Source organism: Streptomyces litmocidini (genome assembly GCF_014649755.1).
Taxonomy (GTDB): Bacteria; Actinomycetota; Actinomycetes; order Streptomycetales; family Streptomycetaceae; genus Streptomyces; species Streptomyces litmocidini.
Genome location: NZ_BMTQ01000003.1, coordinates 266,599 through 281,655, shown reverse-complemented (window position 1 = coordinate 281,655; position 15,057 = coordinate 266,599). Strand labels below are relative to the sequence as shown.

The following is a 15,057-nucleotide window of genomic DNA, read 5'->3' as shown; positions in this document are numbered from 1 at the left end:
CCGGGCGGTGGCGCGGACGGCCGGACGGCCGGGCGGCCGGGCGGCGGTCGACGCGGCGACGGCCTCACGTCATCGGCAGCCCCAGATCGGCCGCCAGGCGGGCGCGGTGCCAGGCCGGCGGGCCGAAGAGCAGCGCCGCGCCGTGCGCCCGCTTGAAGTAGCGGTGGGCGGCGTGCTCCCAGGTGATGCCGATGCCGCCGTGCAGCTGGATCATCTCGCCCGCCACCGCCGAGAACGCCTCCGAGCAGGCGGACTTGGCGGCGGCCGCGCGGCGGCTGAGTTCCGGGTCGTCCGTGGCGGCGGCGAAGGAGGCGCCGAGCGCGGCCGAGCGCGCCGACTCGACCAGGACGTACGCGTCCGCGAGACGGTGCTTGACCGCCTGGAAGGAGCCGACGGGCCGGCCGAACTGGACCCGCTCCCCGGCGTAGGCGAGCGTGATCTCCAAGCAGCGCGCGGCGGCGCCGACCTGTTCGGCGGCGAGCGCCGCGCACGCCAGGTCGAGGACGTGCGCGAGCACCCGCTCGCCCCCTCCCTCCGCGCCCACGAGCCGCCCCTCCGCCGCCGTGAGCACCACCCGGGCCTGCGCCCTGCTGGAGTCCATCGTCACGGCCGCCGCACGGTCCACGCCCGCGCCGTCCACGGGCACTTCGAAGAGCGACACCCCCGCCCCCGACCGGGCCGCCACGAGCAGGACCCCGGCCTCCGCGCCGTCGAGGACGTGCTCCTTGGCCCCGGTGATCCGCCAGTTCCCGCCGGGCCCGGGGGAGGCCTCGGACCGTACGGCCGACGGGTCCCAGGAACCGCGTTCGGCCCAGGCCAGGGCCCCCACCACGGTCCCCGAGGCGAGTCCCGGCAGCAGCCGCGCGCACGCCGCCGCGTCACCGGAGGCGAGCAGCGCCCGCACCACGAGCACCGCGGAGCCGAGGTACGGCACGGGGCTCAGCTCCCGCCCCAGTTCCTCCATCACCACGTGGACCTCCCGCGCCCCGTACCCGGCGCCGCCGTACTCCTCGGGGACGGCGAGGCCCGCGACGCCGATCTGCCCGGTCAGCGGCCGCCAGGCCGCCCCGCCCGGGTGGCGTCCGAGCACGGCCCGCACGGCGGACCGCAGTTCTTCCTGTTCCTCCGTCAGCCTCATGCCTCTGCTCCTCTCGATGTCGGTCGGGTACGGGACCGCTCGGCCGCCGCCGGGTCCTCCGCCGCGAGGTCCCGGCCGCGCGTCTCGCCCGTCCGCCGGACGGCGAGCGCGGTCACGAGCCCGCAGACGACGGCGAGGACCGCGAGGGGAGCGCTCCGGGCGTCACCGGAGGAGAGCAGACCGCCGGCGGGCACCGGGGTGGCCCCGCCCCCGATCAGAGCGGCCGGCTGGTGGCCGAGCGGGGCGCCGGTGCAGCGGACGCGGGTGCCGAACATCTCCGAGAGCAGCGGACCGGGCGGCGCGCACATCGCGGGCTGCACCACCTGGCCGAGGGCCATGCCGAGGACCAGCGGCGCGGGGGAGCGCGCGTCGACCGGGGCGTGGACGGGGAAGGCGAGGAGCACGGAGCCCGCCGCACCGGCCGGCACGACGGCCCGGCGGTCGACGCGGTCGGAGACGGCCCTCGTGCCGTGGAGCAGGAAGTCGTCGTGCTCGATGACGGTGCCGAGCAGACCCGACAGCGCCGCCCTGCGCAGCAGGGCGGGGTCGGAGGGTCTTTCGGGGGCGTGCGGGGACGGTGCGGGGGACATGCTGACTCCCGGGTGCGGTAGGGAAGGGGGGAACCGGTGAGCGGACGGGGCCGGGGCCCGCTGCCCGGCCCGGGCAGCGGGCGCGGTCCGGGGTACGAGGACGCGGGCGTCGGCCGGGGCGCGAGGACGCCGTCCTCGTTCGGGTCGCGAGGACGCGGGCGCCGTCCGGGTCGCGAGGACGCGGGCGCCGTTCGGAGTACGAGGACGCCGGCGCCGGTCAGGGGGCGAGGACGCGGGCGCGGCAGGCCGAGGGAGTGCCCCAGGCGTCGCGGAGCGGACGGGCCTTGCGGATCCACAGGGCGAGGTCCAGTTCCTCCGTGTAGCCGACGGCCCCGTGGAGCTGGAGGGCGGTGCGGGCGGCGGCGTACGCGGCCTCGCCCGCCGTGACCTTCGCCGCGGCGATCTCGGCGGAGGCGTGGGCCGCCCCCTCGGCCAGGGCCAGGGCGGCCGAGTGGAGCAGCGGCTGGGCGAACTCCAGCGCGACGAGCGTGTCGGCGAGGCGGTGCTTCACCGCCTGGAAGGAGCCGATGGCGACCCCGAACTGGGTGCGCTGCTTCACGTACTCCACGGTCCGGTCGAGCAGGGCGCGGCCGAGGCCGAGGGACTGGGCGGCGGTGGCCAGGGCGGCGACCCCGGCGGCGTGCGCGGCGGCGGCGCCCACTTCCGGGCCCCGCGCCAGGACCGTTCCGCCGAGCGGGCGGGCCAGTCGGCGCGCGGGGTCGGCCGAGGGCTGCACGGGCCCGGCCGTCTCCGCCAGGCGCAGGGTGTCGCCCTCGACGACGAACACGGCGTCGGCGGCGTCCGCGTCCAGGGCGTAGGGGCCGCAGGCCGCCGGGACGCACAGGGAGACGACCGCCTTCCCCGAGGCGATCTGCGGGAGCCAGGCCGTGGCGGCTTCCTTCACGCCGGAGCCGCCGGAGCCGCCGGAGCCGCCGGAGCCGCCGGAGTCGTCCAGGCGGTCGAGGAGCGCCGCCGCGGCGACCGTCTCCACCAGCGGGCCCGGCACGGCGTGACGGCCCAGCTCGGTGAAGGCGACGGCCAGTTCGAGGGGCAGCGGGCCGAGCCCGTCGTGCCGTTCGGGGACGGCGAGGGCGAGGACCCCGGCCTCCGCCAGCCGCGACCAGAGCGTCCGGCCGGACGTGGCGTCGCCGGCCGCCCAGGCCCGGACGGCCGCGGGGGTGCCGGCCGCCGTGAGCATGCCGTCGAGGGAGCGGGCGAACTCCCGCTGCTCGTCGTCGAGGAGGAACCGCATCACCGGCGTCCCTTCGGGAGGCCGAGCAGCCGCTCGGCGATGATGTCGCGCTGGATCTCGTTGGTGCCGGCGTAGACGGGGCCGGCGAGGGAGAAGGTGTGGCCCTCGGCCCAGCCGCCGTGCGCGGGCGCCTCGTCGGCGGCGTCGGCCAGTTCGCCGTACGGTCCGAGCAGGTCGAGCGCGGTCTCGTGGAGCGCGATGTCCAGCTCGGACCAGAAGACCTTGTTGAGACTGGACTCGGCGCCGATCGAGCCCCCGGCGGCGACCCGTGACACGCCCGCGTAGGAGAACAGCCGGTAGGCGCGGGCGCCGATGACCGCGTCGGCGACCCGGTCGCGCAGCGCGGTGTCGGAGGGGTCGGCGGTCTCCCGCCACAGCGCCGTGAGCCGCTCGGCGGCGGCCGTGAACCGGCCGGGGCTGCGCAGGGTCAGCCCCCGCTCGTTGCCCGCGGTGCTCATCGCGACCCGCCAGCCCTGTCCGGGCGCGCCGATCACGTCCCCGTCGGGCACGAACACGTCGTCGAGGAAGAGTTCGGCGAAGGCGGGTTTGCCGTCGAGGCGTCCGATGGGCCGTACGGCCACCCCTTCGGCGTCCAGCGGGAACATCAGGTACGTCAGGCCCTGGTGCGGCTTCGCGGCCCCGGGGTCGCTGCGGAAGAGGCCGAAGGCGCGGTCGGCGAAGGCCGCGCGGGACGACCAGGTCTTCTGGCCGCGCAGGAGCCAGCCGCCGTCGGTCCGTTCGGCCGTGGAGCGCAGCGAGGCGAGGTCGGAGCCGGACTCCGGTTCGGACCAGGCCTGGGCCCAGATGACCTCGCCGCTCGCCATGGAGGGCAGGACGCGGGCGCGCTGCTCGTCGGTGCCGTGCTCGAAGAGGGTGGGGGCGAGGAGGTTGATGCCGTTCTGGCTGACCCGGCCGGGGGCGCCGGCCGCGTAGTACTCCTCCTCGAAGACCAGCCACCGGAGGAGCGAGGCGCCCCGGCCGCCGTACTCCTCGGGCCAGGAGACCACCGACCAGCGGTCGGCGGAGAGGGTCCGCTCCCACCGCCGGTGGGCGGCGAAGCCCTCCGCCGTCTCCAGGGAGGGGAGCGGGACGTCGGGCACGTGGGCGGCGAGCCAGGCGCGGGCCTCGGCCCGGAAGGCTTCGTCCGCCGCGGAGAAGTCGAGGTCCATCAGGCTCCCGCCGCCTTCATCCTGCGTACGTCCATGCCGCCCAGCGCGTCGGGGGCGGTCTCGGCGTTGTGCGCGTGCGCGAGGTGGTGCAGTCCGAAGACCGAGTCCATGCCGGTGTGCAGGCCCTGGAGGTCCTCGGCCTGGTTGACGGCGCGCTTGGTGAGCGCCAGGCCCATGCGGGGCATCTCGGCGATCCGGGCGGCCAGTTCCATGGTCCGCTCCGTCAGCTCCCCGGGCGGGACGACCCGGTTGACCATGCCGACCTCGTGGGCGCGCCGTGCGTCCATCCGGTCCCCGGTGTAGAGGAACTCCTTGGCGATGCGCGGGGGCATCACCCACGGGTGGGCGAAGTACTCGACGCCGGGGATGCCCATGCGGACCACGGGGTCGGCGAAGAACGCGTCCTCGGCGGCGACGATGAGGTCGCACACCCAGGCGAGCATCAGGCCGCCCGCGACGCAGGCGCCCTGCACCGACGCGATCATGGGTTTGGGCAGTTCGCGCCAGCGGCGGCACATGCCGAGGTAGACCTCGGACTCGCGGGCGAAGCGGCTCTCCGCGCCCTGCTTGTCCGAGTGGTCCCACCAGAGCCCGGCGCGCCGGTCGAACGGCAGGTGGGCGTCCCGCTCGGGGGTGCCGATGTCGTGGCCGGCGGAGAAGTGCTTCCCCGCTCCGGCGAGCACGATGACCTTGACCTCGTCGTCGTCGGCCGCGCGGTAGAAGGCGCGGTCGAGGGCGTAGGTCATCGCGGAGTTCTGGGCGTTGCGGTAATCGGGCCGGTCCATCGTGACGACGGCCACCGGGCCGAGGCGTTCGTAGCGGACCGGGTCCGTGGTGGACGCGGTGCGGGCAGCGGACATCCGCCCTCCTTCCCTAACAAGTGTTTGGTAGGTTAACGTACGGCCATGAACGACGTCGAGGAGTTCCGCAGAGAGGTCCGCGGCTGGCTGAGCGCCAACCTCACGGGCGAGTTCGCCGCCCTGCGCGGGCGCGGCGGCCCCGGACGGGAACACGAGGCACACGCCGAACGCCTCGCCTGGGAGCGGCACATGGCCGCGGCGGGATGGACCTGCGTCGGCTGGCCCGAGGAGTACGGCGGCCGGGGCGCCACCCTGGAACAGCAGGTCGCCTTCCACGAGGAGTACGCCCTCGCCGACGCCCCCGCCCGCGTCAGCCACATCGGCGAACAGCTCCTGGGACCCACCCTCATCGCCTTCGGCACCCCCGAACAGCGGAAGCGCTTCCTGCCGAAGATCGTCAGCGTCGAGGAGCAGTGGTGCCAGGGCTACTCCGAACCGGACGCCGGCTCGGACCTGGCCAACGTGCGCACCCGCGCCGAACGGGACGGCGAGGACTGGGTGGTCACCGGACAGAAGGTCTGGACCTCACTCGCGCACGAGGCCGACTGGTGCTTCGTCCTCGCCCGCACCGAACCCGGATCCACCCGCCACCACGGCCTGTCCTACCTGCTCGTCCCCCTGGACCGGCCCGGCGTCGAGATCAGGCCCATCGTCCAGCTGACCGGCACCTCCGAGTTCAACGAGGTCTTCTTCGACGGGGCCCGCACCCACGCCTCCCACGTCGTCGGCGCCCCCGGCGACGGCTGGCGGGTGGCCATGGCCACCCTCGGCTTCGAGCGGGGCGTCTCCACCCTCGGCCAGCAGGTCGGCTTCCGCCGCGAACTGGAAGCCGTCGTCGCACTGGCCAAGCGCAACGGCGCCGCCGCCGACCCGTTGATCCGCGACCGCGTCGCCCGCGCCTGGATCGGCCTGGAGACCATCCGGTTCAACGCCCTGCGCATGCTCGACGGCGTCGCCGCCGGAGCCCCCGGCCCCGAGGCCTCCATCGGGAAGATCTTCTGGGCCACCTGGCACCGGGAACTCGGCGAACTCGCCATGGACGTCTGCGGCGCCGCCGGGATGCTGGCCGACGGCGAACCGTACGACCTCACCGACTGGCAGCGGCTCTACCTCTTCTCCCGCTCCGACACCCTCTACGCCGGCTCCAACGAGATCCAGCGGAACATCATCGCCGAGCGCGTCCTCGGCCTGCCCAAGGAGGCCCGCCCATGACCGGCGCACCACCCCCCTACGTGCCGGGCCACGGCCTGCTCGCCGGACGCGGCGCCGTCGTCACCGCCGCGGCCGGCGCCGGAATCGGCGGCGCGACCGCCAGACGACTCCTGGAGGAGGGCGCGCGGGTCGTCGTCTCGGACGCCCACGCCCGCCGCCTGAAGGAGACCGAGGCCGAACTGGCCGCGGAGTTCGGCGCCGACCGCGTCGCCGCCCTGCCCTGCGACGTCACCGACGAGACCCAGGTCGCCGCCCTGTTCGACCTCGCAGCGGAACGCCACGGGCGCCTCGACGTCGTCGTCAACAACGCGGGCCTCGGCGGCACCGCCGACCTCGTCGACATGACCGACGCGCAGTGGGACGAGGTCCTCGGCGTCACCCTCGACGGCACCTTCCGCTGCACCCGCGCCGCACTGCGCCGGATGAAGGCCGGGGGCGCCGGGGGCGTCGTCGTCAACAACGCCTCGGTGATCGGCTGGCGGGCCCAGAAGGGACAGGCCCACTACGCCGCCGCCAAGGCCGGCGTGATGGCGCTCACCCGTTGCGCCGCCCTGGAGGCCGCCGAGTACGGCGTGCGCGTCAACGCCGTCTCCCCGAGCCTGGCCATGCACCCGCACCTGGTGAAGGTCACCACCCCCGAACTCCTGGAGGAACTCACCTCCCGAGAGGCCTTCGGACGCCACGCCGAACCCTGGGAGGTGGCCAACGTGATCGTCTTCCTGGCCAGCGGCTACTCCTCGTACCTGACGGGGGAGGTCCTCTCCGTCAGCAGCCAGCACCCGTGAGACCGGCGCCGGAGCGGCGCCGCGAGATCCTGGACACGGCGGCCGAGGTCTTCGCCGCCCAGGGGTACGACGCCACCACGGTCCGCCGCATCGCCGACGCGGCCGGCCTGCTCGCCGGCAGCCTCTACCACCACTTCGACTCCAAGGAGTCGATGCTCGACGAGATCCTCCGCGCCTTCCTGGACGAGCTGTGGGTCCGGTACGACGCCGTGCTCGCCGCGCTCCTCGGGCCCCGGGAGACCCTGGAGGCCCTCGTCACCGAATCGTTCCGGGAGATCGACCGGCACCGCGCCGCCGTCGCCATCTACCAGAAGGAGTCCGGGCACCTGCGGGAGCAGCCGCGCTTCGGCTATCTCGCCGGCTCCCGGCGGAGGTTCGAGGAGGCCTGGCTCAGGACCCTGGAGCGCGGCGTGGCCACCGGGGCCTTCCGCACCGACCTCGACGTCCGGCTCACCTACCGCTTCGTGCGCGACACCGTCTGGGTCGCCGCGTCCTGGTACCGGCCGGGCGGACAGCACAGCCCGGAGGAGATCGCCCGCCAGTACCTGTCGACGGTGCTGGAGGGCGTCGCCCTCCGGGACGGACACCGGACACACGAATGACACACGCACAAGGAGTGACCATGGCCGAGGCCTACATCGTCGAAGCGGTACGCACCCCGGTCGGGCGGCGGGGCGGCGGACTGTCCGCCGTCCATCCGGCCGACCTCGGGGCGCACGTCCTCAAGGCGCTGATGGAGCGCTCGGGGGCCGACCCCGCCGCCGTCGAGGACGTCGTCTTCGGCTGCCTGGACACCGTCGGCCCGCAGGCCGGCGACATAGCCCGCACCTGCTGGCTGGCCGCCGGACTGCCCGAGGAGGTGCCCGGCACGACCGTGGACCGGCAGTGCGGCTCCTCCCAGCAGGCCCTGCACTTCGCCGCCCAGGGCGTCCTGTCCGGCACCCAGGACCTGGTGGTCGCGGGCGGCGTGCAGAACATGTCGATGATCCCCATCGCCTTCGCCAGCCGTCAGGCCGCCGACCCGCTCGGCCTGACCGAGGGCCCGTACGCCGGCTCCGCGGGCTGGCGCGCCCGCTACGGCGACCGGCCCGTCAACCAGTTCCACGGCGCCGAGCTCATCGCCGCCAAGTGGGACATCTCCCGCCGGGACATGGAGGAGTTCGCCCTCCGCTCACACCAGCGGGCCGCCCGCGCCATCGACGAGGGCCGCTTCGACCGCGAGATCGTCCCCCACGGCGACGTCACCACCGACGAGGGCCCGCGCCGCGACACCACCCTGGAGAAGATGGCCGGTCTGAAGCCGCTGGTCGACGGCGGCCGGCTGACCGCCGCGGTCTCCTCTCAGGTCTCCGACGGGGCCTCGGCGATGCTGATCGCCTCGGAGCGCGCCGTACGGGAACACGGCCTCACCCCGCGCGCCCGCGTCCACCACCTGTCCGTCCGGGGCGAGGACCCGATCCGGATGCTGTCGGCCCCGATCCCGGCGACGGCGTACGCGCTGAAGAAGGCAGGGATGACGCTCGACGACATCGACCTGGTGGAGATCAACGAGGCCTTCGCCCCGGTCGTCCTCGCCTGGCTGAAGGAGACCGGCGCCGACCCGGAGAAGGTCAACGTCAACGGAGGCGCCATCGCCCTCGGCCACCCGCTCGGCGCCACCGGCACCAAGCTGACGACCACCCTCCTGCACGAACTGGAGCGCACCGGCGGCCGCTACGGCCTCCAGACGATGTGCGAGGGCGGTGGCCAGGCCAACGTGACGATCATCGAGCGTCTGTGACGCCACCGGTGAAGAGCTCGCGCCGCACGGCGTGACCGGTGCGGGGACCGCCGGGGGTCCCCGCACCGGTCACCGCGATCTCGGCGTCGACGTCGAGCGGGCGGGCGAGGTCATCGCCGGGAGCTCCCCGGTGACGGCCGCGTCGGGGACCGGCCGGCGCACCTCGCACTCGATGCCGTCCGGATCCCGGGCGCAGAGGGCCTCGGTGGAGGCGTCGCGGTGGAAGGCGGGGCTGCGCTCCAGGTCGGAGACGAAGAGGACGGCGTGGTTCAGCCGCTGGATCGGCATGGGGGTTCCGCTCGGAGGAGGTGCGGAGAAGTCGCGGTCGAGAGACGTGTCCGCCGGGGTGAAGGCACCCCGGCGGACACGCGTGCGACCGGTCAGTCCGCGAGGGGCAGGGAGCCCAGTGCCGCCCGTGCCTCGGCCATCAGCCGGTCGACGAGCTCGGCGCAGGACGGCAGGTCGTCGATCAGCCCCGCGACCTGACCGGAGGCCATCACGCCCAGATCGGTACGGCCCTCGACCATGGACGCCTTGAGCAGCATCGGGGTGTTGGCGGCCAGCAGGACCTGGCTCCACGTCAGGTCCTTGCCGTGCCTCATCGCCAGGCCGTCCCGGACCATCTGCGCCCAGCCCATGCCGGAATCGCGCCGGAAGGCCGCGGCGTGCCGGACCGCCCGCAGCAGCGAGGCGGCCCGGCCCGAGCGCTCCAGCGCGTCGACGAGCTCCGTGCGCAGCATCCGGTGCGGCAGACCGTCCACCTTCGTGGTGACCGTGACGTCCGTGACCGCCGCGGCGAGGTAGCGGGCCTTCACCGCGTCGGGGACCGTGCTGTCGGAGGTGAGCAGGAAGCGGGTGCCCATGGCGACGCCGGCCGCGCCGTACGCCAGGGCGGCGACCAGGCCGCGCCCGTCGTGGAAGCCGCCGGCCGCGACGACCGGGATGTCCACGGCGTCCACGACCTGCGGGAGCAGGACGGTGGTGGCGACGCTGCCGGTGTGGCCGCCGCCCTCCCCGCCCTGCACGATCACCGCGTCGGCGCCCCACGCGGCGACCTTCTCGGCGTGCCGCCTGGCCCCGATGGACGGGATGACGACGACGCCCGCGTCCTTGAGCCGGGCGATCAGCTCGCGGGACGGCGCGAGCGCGAACGAGGCGACCTTCACGCCCTCGTCGATGATGACCCGCACGCGCTCGCCCGCGTCCCCGGCGTCCGCCCGCAGGTTCACGCCGAAGGGCGCGTCCGTACGGGACTTCACCTCGCGCACCGCGGAGCGGAGCCGGTCGACGCCCATCGTCGCCGAGGCCAGGATCCCGAGCGCGCCGGCGTTCGCGGTGGCCGAGACCAGGCGGGGACCGGCCACCCATCCCATGCCGGTCTGCACGACGGGGTGCCGGACCCCGACGAGTTCGGTGAGCGGCGTGGCGATCGTGACGTCGCTCATGAGGGGACCTCCCGGTCGCGCAGCCCCTTCGGGTCGATCTCCCCGCGGATCAGACGGAGTTCCTCGGCGGTGGGCTCACGGGTGTACGGCACCTCGTCGGGGACGGTCAGCGCGAAGCCGGTGGCCTCCCCGACCTCCTCGACCGTGACGCCGGGGTGCAGCGAGCGCAGCCGCATGGTGCGGTCCGGGGTCTCGAAGTCGAAGACGCCCAGGTCGCTGATGACGTCCGGGAGGCGGTGGTAGCGGGTCGCCGAGGGGCCGGCCGCGGCGGCCCGGTCGTAGCCGACGCCGCAGACCATGTCGACCCGCTCGACGAAGACGCGTGTCGAGTGCTTGGGCACCCAGTAACTGGTCGGGTTGTTCAGGGTGTTGACGGGAGCGCCGCGCACGCCGAGGAGCTGGCGCCTCGGCCTCGCCCAGTCGCCGATGCAGCTGATGTTCTGGTTGCCGTACCGGTCGAGCTGGCTCGCGCCCATCATCACGTGCCGGCGCCCGGTGGCGACCATGGCCAGGTGCTGGCGGTACGGCAGCCAGCCCTCCACCACCCGCGGCGCGGCGCCCACCGCCGGGACGTCGGCGATGAGCAGCGCCTCCCCGTCGGTCAGCAGCAGGTCGGGGGCGAAGGTGAGCTTCGCGAGGCGGGCGCCGATCGTCGGGACGGTGCCCATGGGACTGGCCAGGACCTCGCCGGCGTCCCGCCAGGCCTCGGCGCAGGCGACGACGCAGTACTCGGCCCGCGTGGCCGTCGCGGGGGTGTCGGTGCCGCTCATGCTTCCTCCTCGTGGAACGCCGCGACCGCGGCCTGGTAGGCGTCCTCGTCGCCGGACAGGAACCGGGCGGTGAACTCCCGCCAGGCCTCCGGGTCCCGGGCCGCCTTCACGTAGGCGCGCTGGAAGGCCTCGTCCCGGTCGTGGTCCGGCGCGCAGGAGGTGAAGTGCGCGCCGTTCGGGGCCTCGACGACGCCGTCGACGAAGGCCCGCTTGACCAGCAGCGACTGGGGGCCCGCGTCCTTGAGCAGCTCCGAGGTCTCCACGATCCGCTCGCAGGACACGTACGCGGCGTCGGCGGCCTCGCAGAACAGGTCGTCGAAGTACGGGTCGGGTCCCAGGTACTGGCCGTTGCCGTGCGCGTCGGCACGGTTGAGGTGGACGAGCGCGGCGTCCAGCCGCAGCGCGGGGACCGCGACGAGTTCCTCGCGGTCGTCGTACGGGGACGTGACGGTCCGCAGCGACGGGTTGACGGTCATCACGTCCGAGGCGAGTCCGGCCCGGATGGGCATGAAGGGCAGCCGGTGCACGGCGGCCGTCAGGCCCCACATGAGCATGGCCTCGTCCAGTTCCACCAGCTCGAAGGCGCCGCGCTGCCGGGCCGCGCCGAAGTGCGGTTCCAGGGGCACGGAGTCGAGCGTGGCGAAGGCCGCGACCAGCTTGCGGACCTTCCCGGCCGCGGCGAGCAGCCCGACGTCCGGGCCGCCGTACGACACCACGGTCAGGTCGGTGACGTCGGACCGCAGCAGCGCCCGCACCAGCGCCATCGGCTTGCGGCGCGAGCCCCAGCCGCCGACGCCGATCGTCATCCCGCTCCGGAGCCGGCCCACGACCTCCTCGGCGGTCATCGTCTTGTCCCTGCTCACGACTGCCGCTCCTCGTCCTCGCCGAAGGTGTCGTTCTTGCCGAAGGCGTCGCGGACCCGATCGGCGACGCCGCTGAGATTGGCCTCGAAGGTGAAGCCCTGCTCGAAGCGGTAGCTGCGGTGGACGTCCACCGGGTCGATGCCGTTGATCGCGGCCTTGGCGAGCCGGACCAGCTGTCCGTCCTTGGCGGCGATCTCCCGCGCGAGTTCGAGCGCCGTGTCGAGCAGCCGCTCGCGCGGGACGACCCGCCAGACCGAGCCGTGCCGGTGCAGTTCCTCGGCGGTGACCGTGCGCGAGGTGTAGTACAAGGTCCGCATCAGCTGCTGGGGGACGAGCCGGGCCAGGTGCGTGGCGGCGCCGAGCGCGCCCCGGTCCAGCTCGGGCAGGCCGAAGGCCGCGTCCTCGGAGGCGACGATCGCGTCGGCGTTGCCGACCAGGCCGATGCCGCCGCCGAGGCAGAAGCCGTGCACGGCGGCGACCACCGGCACCGCGCAGTCGTAGACGGCGGCGAAGGCCTCGTAACAGCCGCGGTTGGCGCCCAGGAGGGCGTCGTGCCCGGCCGTGCGCCGGATCTCCTTGATGTCGACGCCCGCGTTGAAGCCGCGGCCCTCCGCGGTGAGCACGACGCAGCGCACCTCGGGATCGGCACCGGCGGCGCGCACCGCCGCGGCGAGGTCGTACCAGCCCTGTACGGGGAGGGCGTTGACCGGGGGGAAGTCGACGGTGACGACGGCGATGCCCTTGTCGGGGGCGGAGGTGGAGACACCCATGAGCAGATCAGCTACCTTTCCACCAAACGTTTGTTAGGTGGAAGATAGCAGCGGTTCGCACGCTGCGGGAGGTGTCCAATGGCAGTCACCATCGACCTGTCGGGAACCGTCGCCGTCGTCACCGGCGGCACGCGGGGCGTCGGCGCCGGAATCGTCCGCGCTCTGCTCGAAGCCGGCGCGGAGGTCGTGACCTGCGCGCGACGCGCCCCCGAAGAGCCCGTCGAAGCGGCCGGGCGCACGGCCCGCTTCCTCCCCCTCGACCTGCGCGACCCGGCCGCCGTCACGGCCTTCTTCGACCGGGTGCGGGACGACCACGGAAGACTGGACCTCCTCGTCAACAACGCCGGGGGGACCCCCTTCCGGATGCTCGGCGACGGAAGCGCCGAGCAACAGGCCCGGGTCGTCGAACTGAACCTCGTCGCCCCCCTGACCGCCTCCCTGGCCGCGTACGAGGTGATGCGCCTCCAGCGCGGAGGCGGTTCCATCATCATGATCGGCAGCGTCAGCGGCACCCGCCCCTCACCCGGCAGCGCGGCCTACGGCGCCGCCAAGGCGGGCCTCGACAGCCTCGCCCGGTCCATGGCCGTGGAATGGGCGCCGCTGGTCCGGGTCAACACGCTCGTCCCCGGCATGGTGCGCACCGAACTGTCCCACCTGCACTACGGGGACGAGGACGGCATCGCCTCCGTCGGCCGCACCGTACCGCTCGGCCGGCTCGCCGAACCCGCCGACATCGGCGCCGCCTGCGTCTTCCTCGCCTCCGGCAGGGCCGCCTACGTCACCGGCGCCAGCCTGCTCGTGCACGGGGGCGGGGAACGCCCCGCCTTCCTGGACGCGGCCACGGTCAACCACTGAACCCACCCAGCGCTCACCGAAAGGGATCCACCATGACAGGACTGTGCAACGGACGGGTCGTCATCGTCACCGGGGCCGGCCGCGGACTCGGCCGCGCGCACGCGCTCGCCTTCGCCGCCGAAGGAGCCAAGGTCGTCGTCAACGACCTCGGCGTCGGCCTCGACGGCACCGGAGGCGGCGCGGGGCCCGCCCAGCAGGTCGTCGACGAGATCACGGCGTCCGGCGGGGAGGCGGTCGCCCACGGCGGCGACATCGCCACCGCCGACGGCGCGGCCTCGCTCGTCGCCACCGCCCTGGACGCGTTCGGCCGTCTCGACACCCTCGTCAACAACGCCGGCTTCCTGCGCGACCGCATGCTGGTCAACCTCGGCGAGGACGACTGGGACGCCGTCATGCGCGTCCACCTCAAGGGCCACTTCCTGCCGCTCAAGCACGCCGCCGCGCACTGGCGGACCGAGACCAAGGCCGGACGCGAACCCGTCGCCCGCGTGATCCACACCAGCTCCGGCGCGGGCCTGCTCGGCAGCGTCGGCCAGGGCAACTACGCCGCCGCCAAGGCCGGGATCGTCGGCCTCACCCTCGTCGCCGCGGCCGAGATGGGCCGGTACGGGGTCCAGGTCAACGCGATCGCCCCCGCGGCCCGCACCCGGATGACCGAACAGGCCTTCGCCGAGACGATGGCCGCGCCTTCGGGGGCCGGGTTCGACGCGATGGCCCCGGAGAACGTCTCCCCCCTCGTCGTCTGGCTCGGCTCCGCGGCCTCGGCCGGGGTCACGGGGCGTGTCTTCGAGGCCGAGGCGGGCCGGATCACGGTCATGGAGGGCTGGCGGCCGGGCCCCACGGCCGACAAGGGGGCGCGCTGGACCCCGGCGGAGGCGGGCGAAACGACCCTGAAGCTCCTCGCGGCCGCGGAACCCCCCTGCCCGGTGTACGGCACCCGCTGACCCCACCGGGCGCCTCCGCGACGACCCCGCACCCCGGCCGGCACGCCCCCTGTCCCGGGCGCGCCCCACCGGACGCTCCCCCCACCGTGCGGGCTGCCCCCACCGTCCCCGTCGCGGGCGCGCCCACCGGGGCGGTGCCCACCCTCGCTCCCGGCCCCGTTGCGGCCTGCGCTTGCCGGGCGGTGCCCGCCCCCGCGCCCCCGTTGCGGGCTGCGTCCGCCGGACGGTGCCCGCCCCTCGCGCCCGCCGTTGTGGGCAGTCGTTCCGCTGGGGCGAAGGGGGTCCCCCCTGCTCGAGCGGAGCCGAGAGCTCGGGGGAGGGTGGGCACAACGGAACGGCGCCCCTTGCCGGCGCCCGAGGCTCCCGCGCCCGGACCCGCACCGATAGGCACGGCGCACACGGGGTGCGGGACCGGGCGCGGAACGCGGAGGCGCCGCTGGAGGGCGCCGTCCCGTGTGCCCACCCGTCCCGCCCAGCGGGACGATTGCCCACACGGAGGTGCGGGAGGAGGCACCGCCCCGTCGGGCGCGGGCCCCGCACGGCGGGTGTCGGGAGGGGCATCGCCCAGCCGCGCGCGGGCTACCGGCCCGGTGGGCACCGGTCCCTGCCGGATGCGGACCGCAC

16 protein-coding genes are annotated in these 15,057 nt (G+C 74.7%); 6 read left to right on the top strand and 10 right to left on the bottom strand.

All coding sequences use genetic code 11. The features are described from left to right. Window positions 1-64: 64 nt before the first annotated feature. The 5 genes from IE180_RS07865 to IE180_RS07845 all read right to left on the bottom strand — a co-directional run bounded on the left by IE180_RS07865 (window position 65) and on the right by IE180_RS07845 (window position 5,009). Window positions 65-1,138 carry an acyl-CoA dehydrogenase family protein gene (locus IE180_RS07865; RefSeq protein ID WP_190156043.1) on the bottom strand — a complete coding sequence of 358 codons (1,074 nt, stop codon included), beginning with the start codon at window positions 1,136-1,138 and terminating at the stop codon, window positions 65-67. Further along, window positions 1,135-1,728, bottom strand: a complete 594-nt coding sequence (locus IE180_RS07860) for an MFS transporter (RefSeq protein WP_190156042.1) — start codon at window positions 1,726-1,728, stop codon at window positions 1,135-1,137. Before IE180_RS07860 ends, IE180_RS07865 begins: the two co-directional genes overlap by 4 nt. Before the next feature lie 217 nt (window positions 1,729-1,945). Then, window positions 1,946-2,980: an acyl-CoA dehydrogenase family protein gene (locus IE180_RS07855; protein ID WP_190156357.1), complete on the bottom strand. Its 1,035-nt coding sequence runs from the start codon at window positions 2,978-2,980 to the stop codon at window positions 1,946-1,948. After that, window positions 2,980-4,149, bottom strand: coding sequence for an acyl-CoA dehydrogenase family protein (locus tag IE180_RS07850; protein ID WP_190156041.1), 1,170 nt, complete (start codon window positions 4,147-4,149; stop codon window positions 2,980-2,982). Before IE180_RS07850 ends, IE180_RS07855 begins: the two co-directional genes overlap by 1 nt. Continuing rightward, window positions 4,149-5,009 carry an enoyl-CoA hydratase gene (locus IE180_RS07845; protein WP_190156040.1) on the bottom strand — a complete coding sequence of 287 codons (861 nt, stop codon included), beginning with the start codon at window positions 5,007-5,009 and terminating at the stop codon, window positions 4,149-4,151. The genes IE180_RS07850 and IE180_RS07845 overlap by 1 nt, the downstream gene beginning before the upstream one ends. A gap of 45 nt (window positions 5,010-5,054) precedes the next feature. Here IE180_RS07845 and IE180_RS07840 point away from each other — a divergent pair, with 45 nt between their 5' ends. From IE180_RS07840 to IE180_RS07825, 4 genes are read left to right on the top strand one after another with little or no spacing between them, the layout of a single operon-like run. After that, window positions 5,055-6,221 carry an acyl-CoA dehydrogenase family protein gene (locus IE180_RS07840; protein ID WP_190156039.1) on the top strand — a complete coding sequence of 389 codons (1,167 nt, stop codon included), beginning with the start codon at window positions 5,055-5,057 and terminating at the stop codon, window positions 6,219-6,221. Next, window positions 6,218-7,006, top strand: coding sequence for an SDR family oxidoreductase (locus IE180_RS07835; protein ID WP_190156038.1), 789 nt, complete (start codon window positions 6,218-6,220; stop codon window positions 7,004-7,006). The genes IE180_RS07840 and IE180_RS07835 overlap by 4 nt, the downstream gene beginning before the upstream one ends. Further along, on the top strand, window positions 7,003-7,608 hold the full coding sequence (locus IE180_RS07830; protein ID WP_190156037.1) for a TetR/AcrR family transcriptional regulator: 606 nt from the start codon (window positions 7,003-7,005) through the stop codon (window positions 7,606-7,608). Before IE180_RS07835 ends, IE180_RS07830 begins: the two co-directional genes overlap by 4 nt. Window positions 7,609-7,628: 20 nt before the next feature. After that, a complete protein-coding gene (locus tag IE180_RS07825; protein ID WP_190156036.1) occupies window positions 7,629-8,786 on the top strand; it encodes an acetyl-CoA C-acetyltransferase in 1,158 nt (385 codons plus the stop codon). 69 nt (window positions 8,787-8,855) lie between these two features. Here IE180_RS07825 and IE180_RS07820 read toward each other — a convergent pair whose 3' ends face one another. From IE180_RS07820 to IE180_RS07800, 5 genes are all read right to left on the bottom strand, one after another. Then, window positions 8,856-9,074 (bottom strand): hypothetical protein, encoded by a 219-nt coding sequence (locus tag IE180_RS07820; RefSeq protein ID WP_190156035.1) that lies wholly within the window; start codon window positions 9,072-9,074, stop codon window positions 8,856-8,858. 92 nt (window positions 9,075-9,166) lie between these two features. After that, window positions 9,167-10,231, bottom strand: coding sequence for an NAD(P)H-dependent flavin oxidoreductase (locus IE180_RS07815; RefSeq protein ID WP_190156034.1), 1,065 nt, complete (start codon window positions 10,229-10,231; stop codon window positions 9,167-9,169). Next, entirely contained in the window at window positions 10,228-11,001 is a 774-nt protein-coding gene (locus IE180_RS07810; RefSeq protein ID WP_190156033.1) for a CoA-transferase subunit beta, read from the bottom strand. Before IE180_RS07810 ends, IE180_RS07815 begins: the two co-directional genes overlap by 4 nt. Further along, window positions 10,998-11,846, bottom strand: coding sequence for a CoA transferase subunit A (locus IE180_RS07805; protein ID WP_190156356.1), 849 nt, complete (start codon window positions 11,844-11,846; stop codon window positions 10,998-11,000). Before IE180_RS07805 ends, IE180_RS07810 begins: the two co-directional genes overlap by 4 nt. Window positions 11,847-11,860: 14 nt before the next feature. Beyond that, the gene (locus tag IE180_RS07800) at window positions 11,861-12,634 is read right to left on the bottom strand and encodes an enoyl-CoA hydratase family protein (protein ID WP_190156032.1); all 774 of its coding nucleotides are present in this window, start codon (window positions 12,632-12,634) and stop codon (window positions 11,861-11,863) included. A 78-nt stretch (window positions 12,635-12,712) separates the two neighbouring features. Between IE180_RS07800 and IE180_RS07795 the strand changes: the two genes are divergently transcribed. Further along, complete coding sequence (locus IE180_RS07795; protein ID WP_190156031.1) at window positions 12,713-13,489, top strand: SDR family oxidoreductase; 777 nt, start codon at window positions 12,713-12,715, stop codon at window positions 13,487-13,489. Between the two features lie 32 nt (window positions 13,490-13,521). Then, window positions 13,522-14,433: an SDR family oxidoreductase gene (locus IE180_RS07790; RefSeq protein WP_190156030.1), complete on the top strand. Its 912-nt coding sequence runs from the start codon at window positions 13,522-13,524 to the stop codon at window positions 14,431-14,433. Window positions 14,434-15,057 lie beyond the last annotated feature (624 nt).

Excerpts from the sequence above, each read along its gene's own strand:
- IE180_RS07860 (WP_190156042.1), bottom strand. The coding sequence starts at position 1,728 with ATGTCCCCCGCACCGTCCCCGCACGCCCCCGAAAGACCCTCCGACCCC.
- IE180_RS07845 (WP_190156040.1), bottom strand. The coding sequence starts at position 5,009 with ATGTCCGCTGCCCGCACCGCGTCCACCACGGACCCGGTCCGCTACGAA.
- IE180_RS07865 (WP_190156043.1), bottom strand. The coding sequence starts at position 1,138 with ATGAGGCTGACGGAGGAACAGGAAGAACTGCGGTCCGCCGTGCGGGCC.
- IE180_RS07800 (WP_190156032.1), bottom strand. The coding sequence starts at position 12,634 with ATGGGTGTCTCCACCTCCGCCCCCGACAAGGGCATCGCCGTCGTCACC.
- IE180_RS07840 (WP_190156039.1), top strand. The coding sequence starts at position 5,055 with ATGAACGACGTCGAGGAGTTCCGCAGAGAGGTCCGCGGCTGGCTGAGC.
- IE180_RS07805 (WP_190156356.1), bottom strand. The coding sequence starts at position 11,846 with ATGACCGCCGAGGAGGTCGTGGGCCGGCTCCGGAGCGGGATGACGATC.
- IE180_RS07820 (WP_190156035.1), bottom strand. The coding sequence starts at position 9,074 with ATGCCGATCCAGCGGCTGAACCACGCCGTCCTCTTCGTCTCCGACCTG.
- IE180_RS07855 (WP_190156357.1), bottom strand. The coding sequence starts at position 2,980 with ATGCGGTTCCTCCTCGACGACGAGCAGCGGGAGTTCGCCCGCTCCCTC.
- IE180_RS07835 (WP_190156038.1), top strand. The coding sequence starts at position 6,218 with ATGACCGGCGCACCACCCCCCTACGTGCCGGGCCACGGCCTGCTCGCC.
- IE180_RS07815 (WP_190156034.1), bottom strand. The coding sequence starts at position 10,231 with ATGAGCGACGTCACGATCGCCACGCCGCTCACCGAACTCGTCGGGGTC.
- IE180_RS07810 (WP_190156033.1), bottom strand. The coding sequence starts at position 11,001 with ATGAGCGGCACCGACACCCCCGCGACGGCCACGCGGGCCGAGTACTGC.
- IE180_RS07790 (WP_190156030.1), top strand. The coding sequence starts at position 13,522 with ATGACAGGACTGTGCAACGGACGGGTCGTCATCGTCACCGGGGCCGGC.
- IE180_RS07795 (WP_190156031.1), top strand. The coding sequence starts at position 12,713 with ATGGCAGTCACCATCGACCTGTCGGGAACCGTCGCCGTCGTCACCGGC.
- IE180_RS07825 (WP_190156036.1), top strand. The coding sequence starts at position 7,629 with ATGGCCGAGGCCTACATCGTCGAAGCGGTACGCACCCCGGTCGGGCGG.
- IE180_RS07850 (WP_190156041.1), bottom strand. The coding sequence starts at position 4,149 with ATGGACCTCGACTTCTCCGCGGCGGACGAAGCCTTCCGGGCCGAGGCC.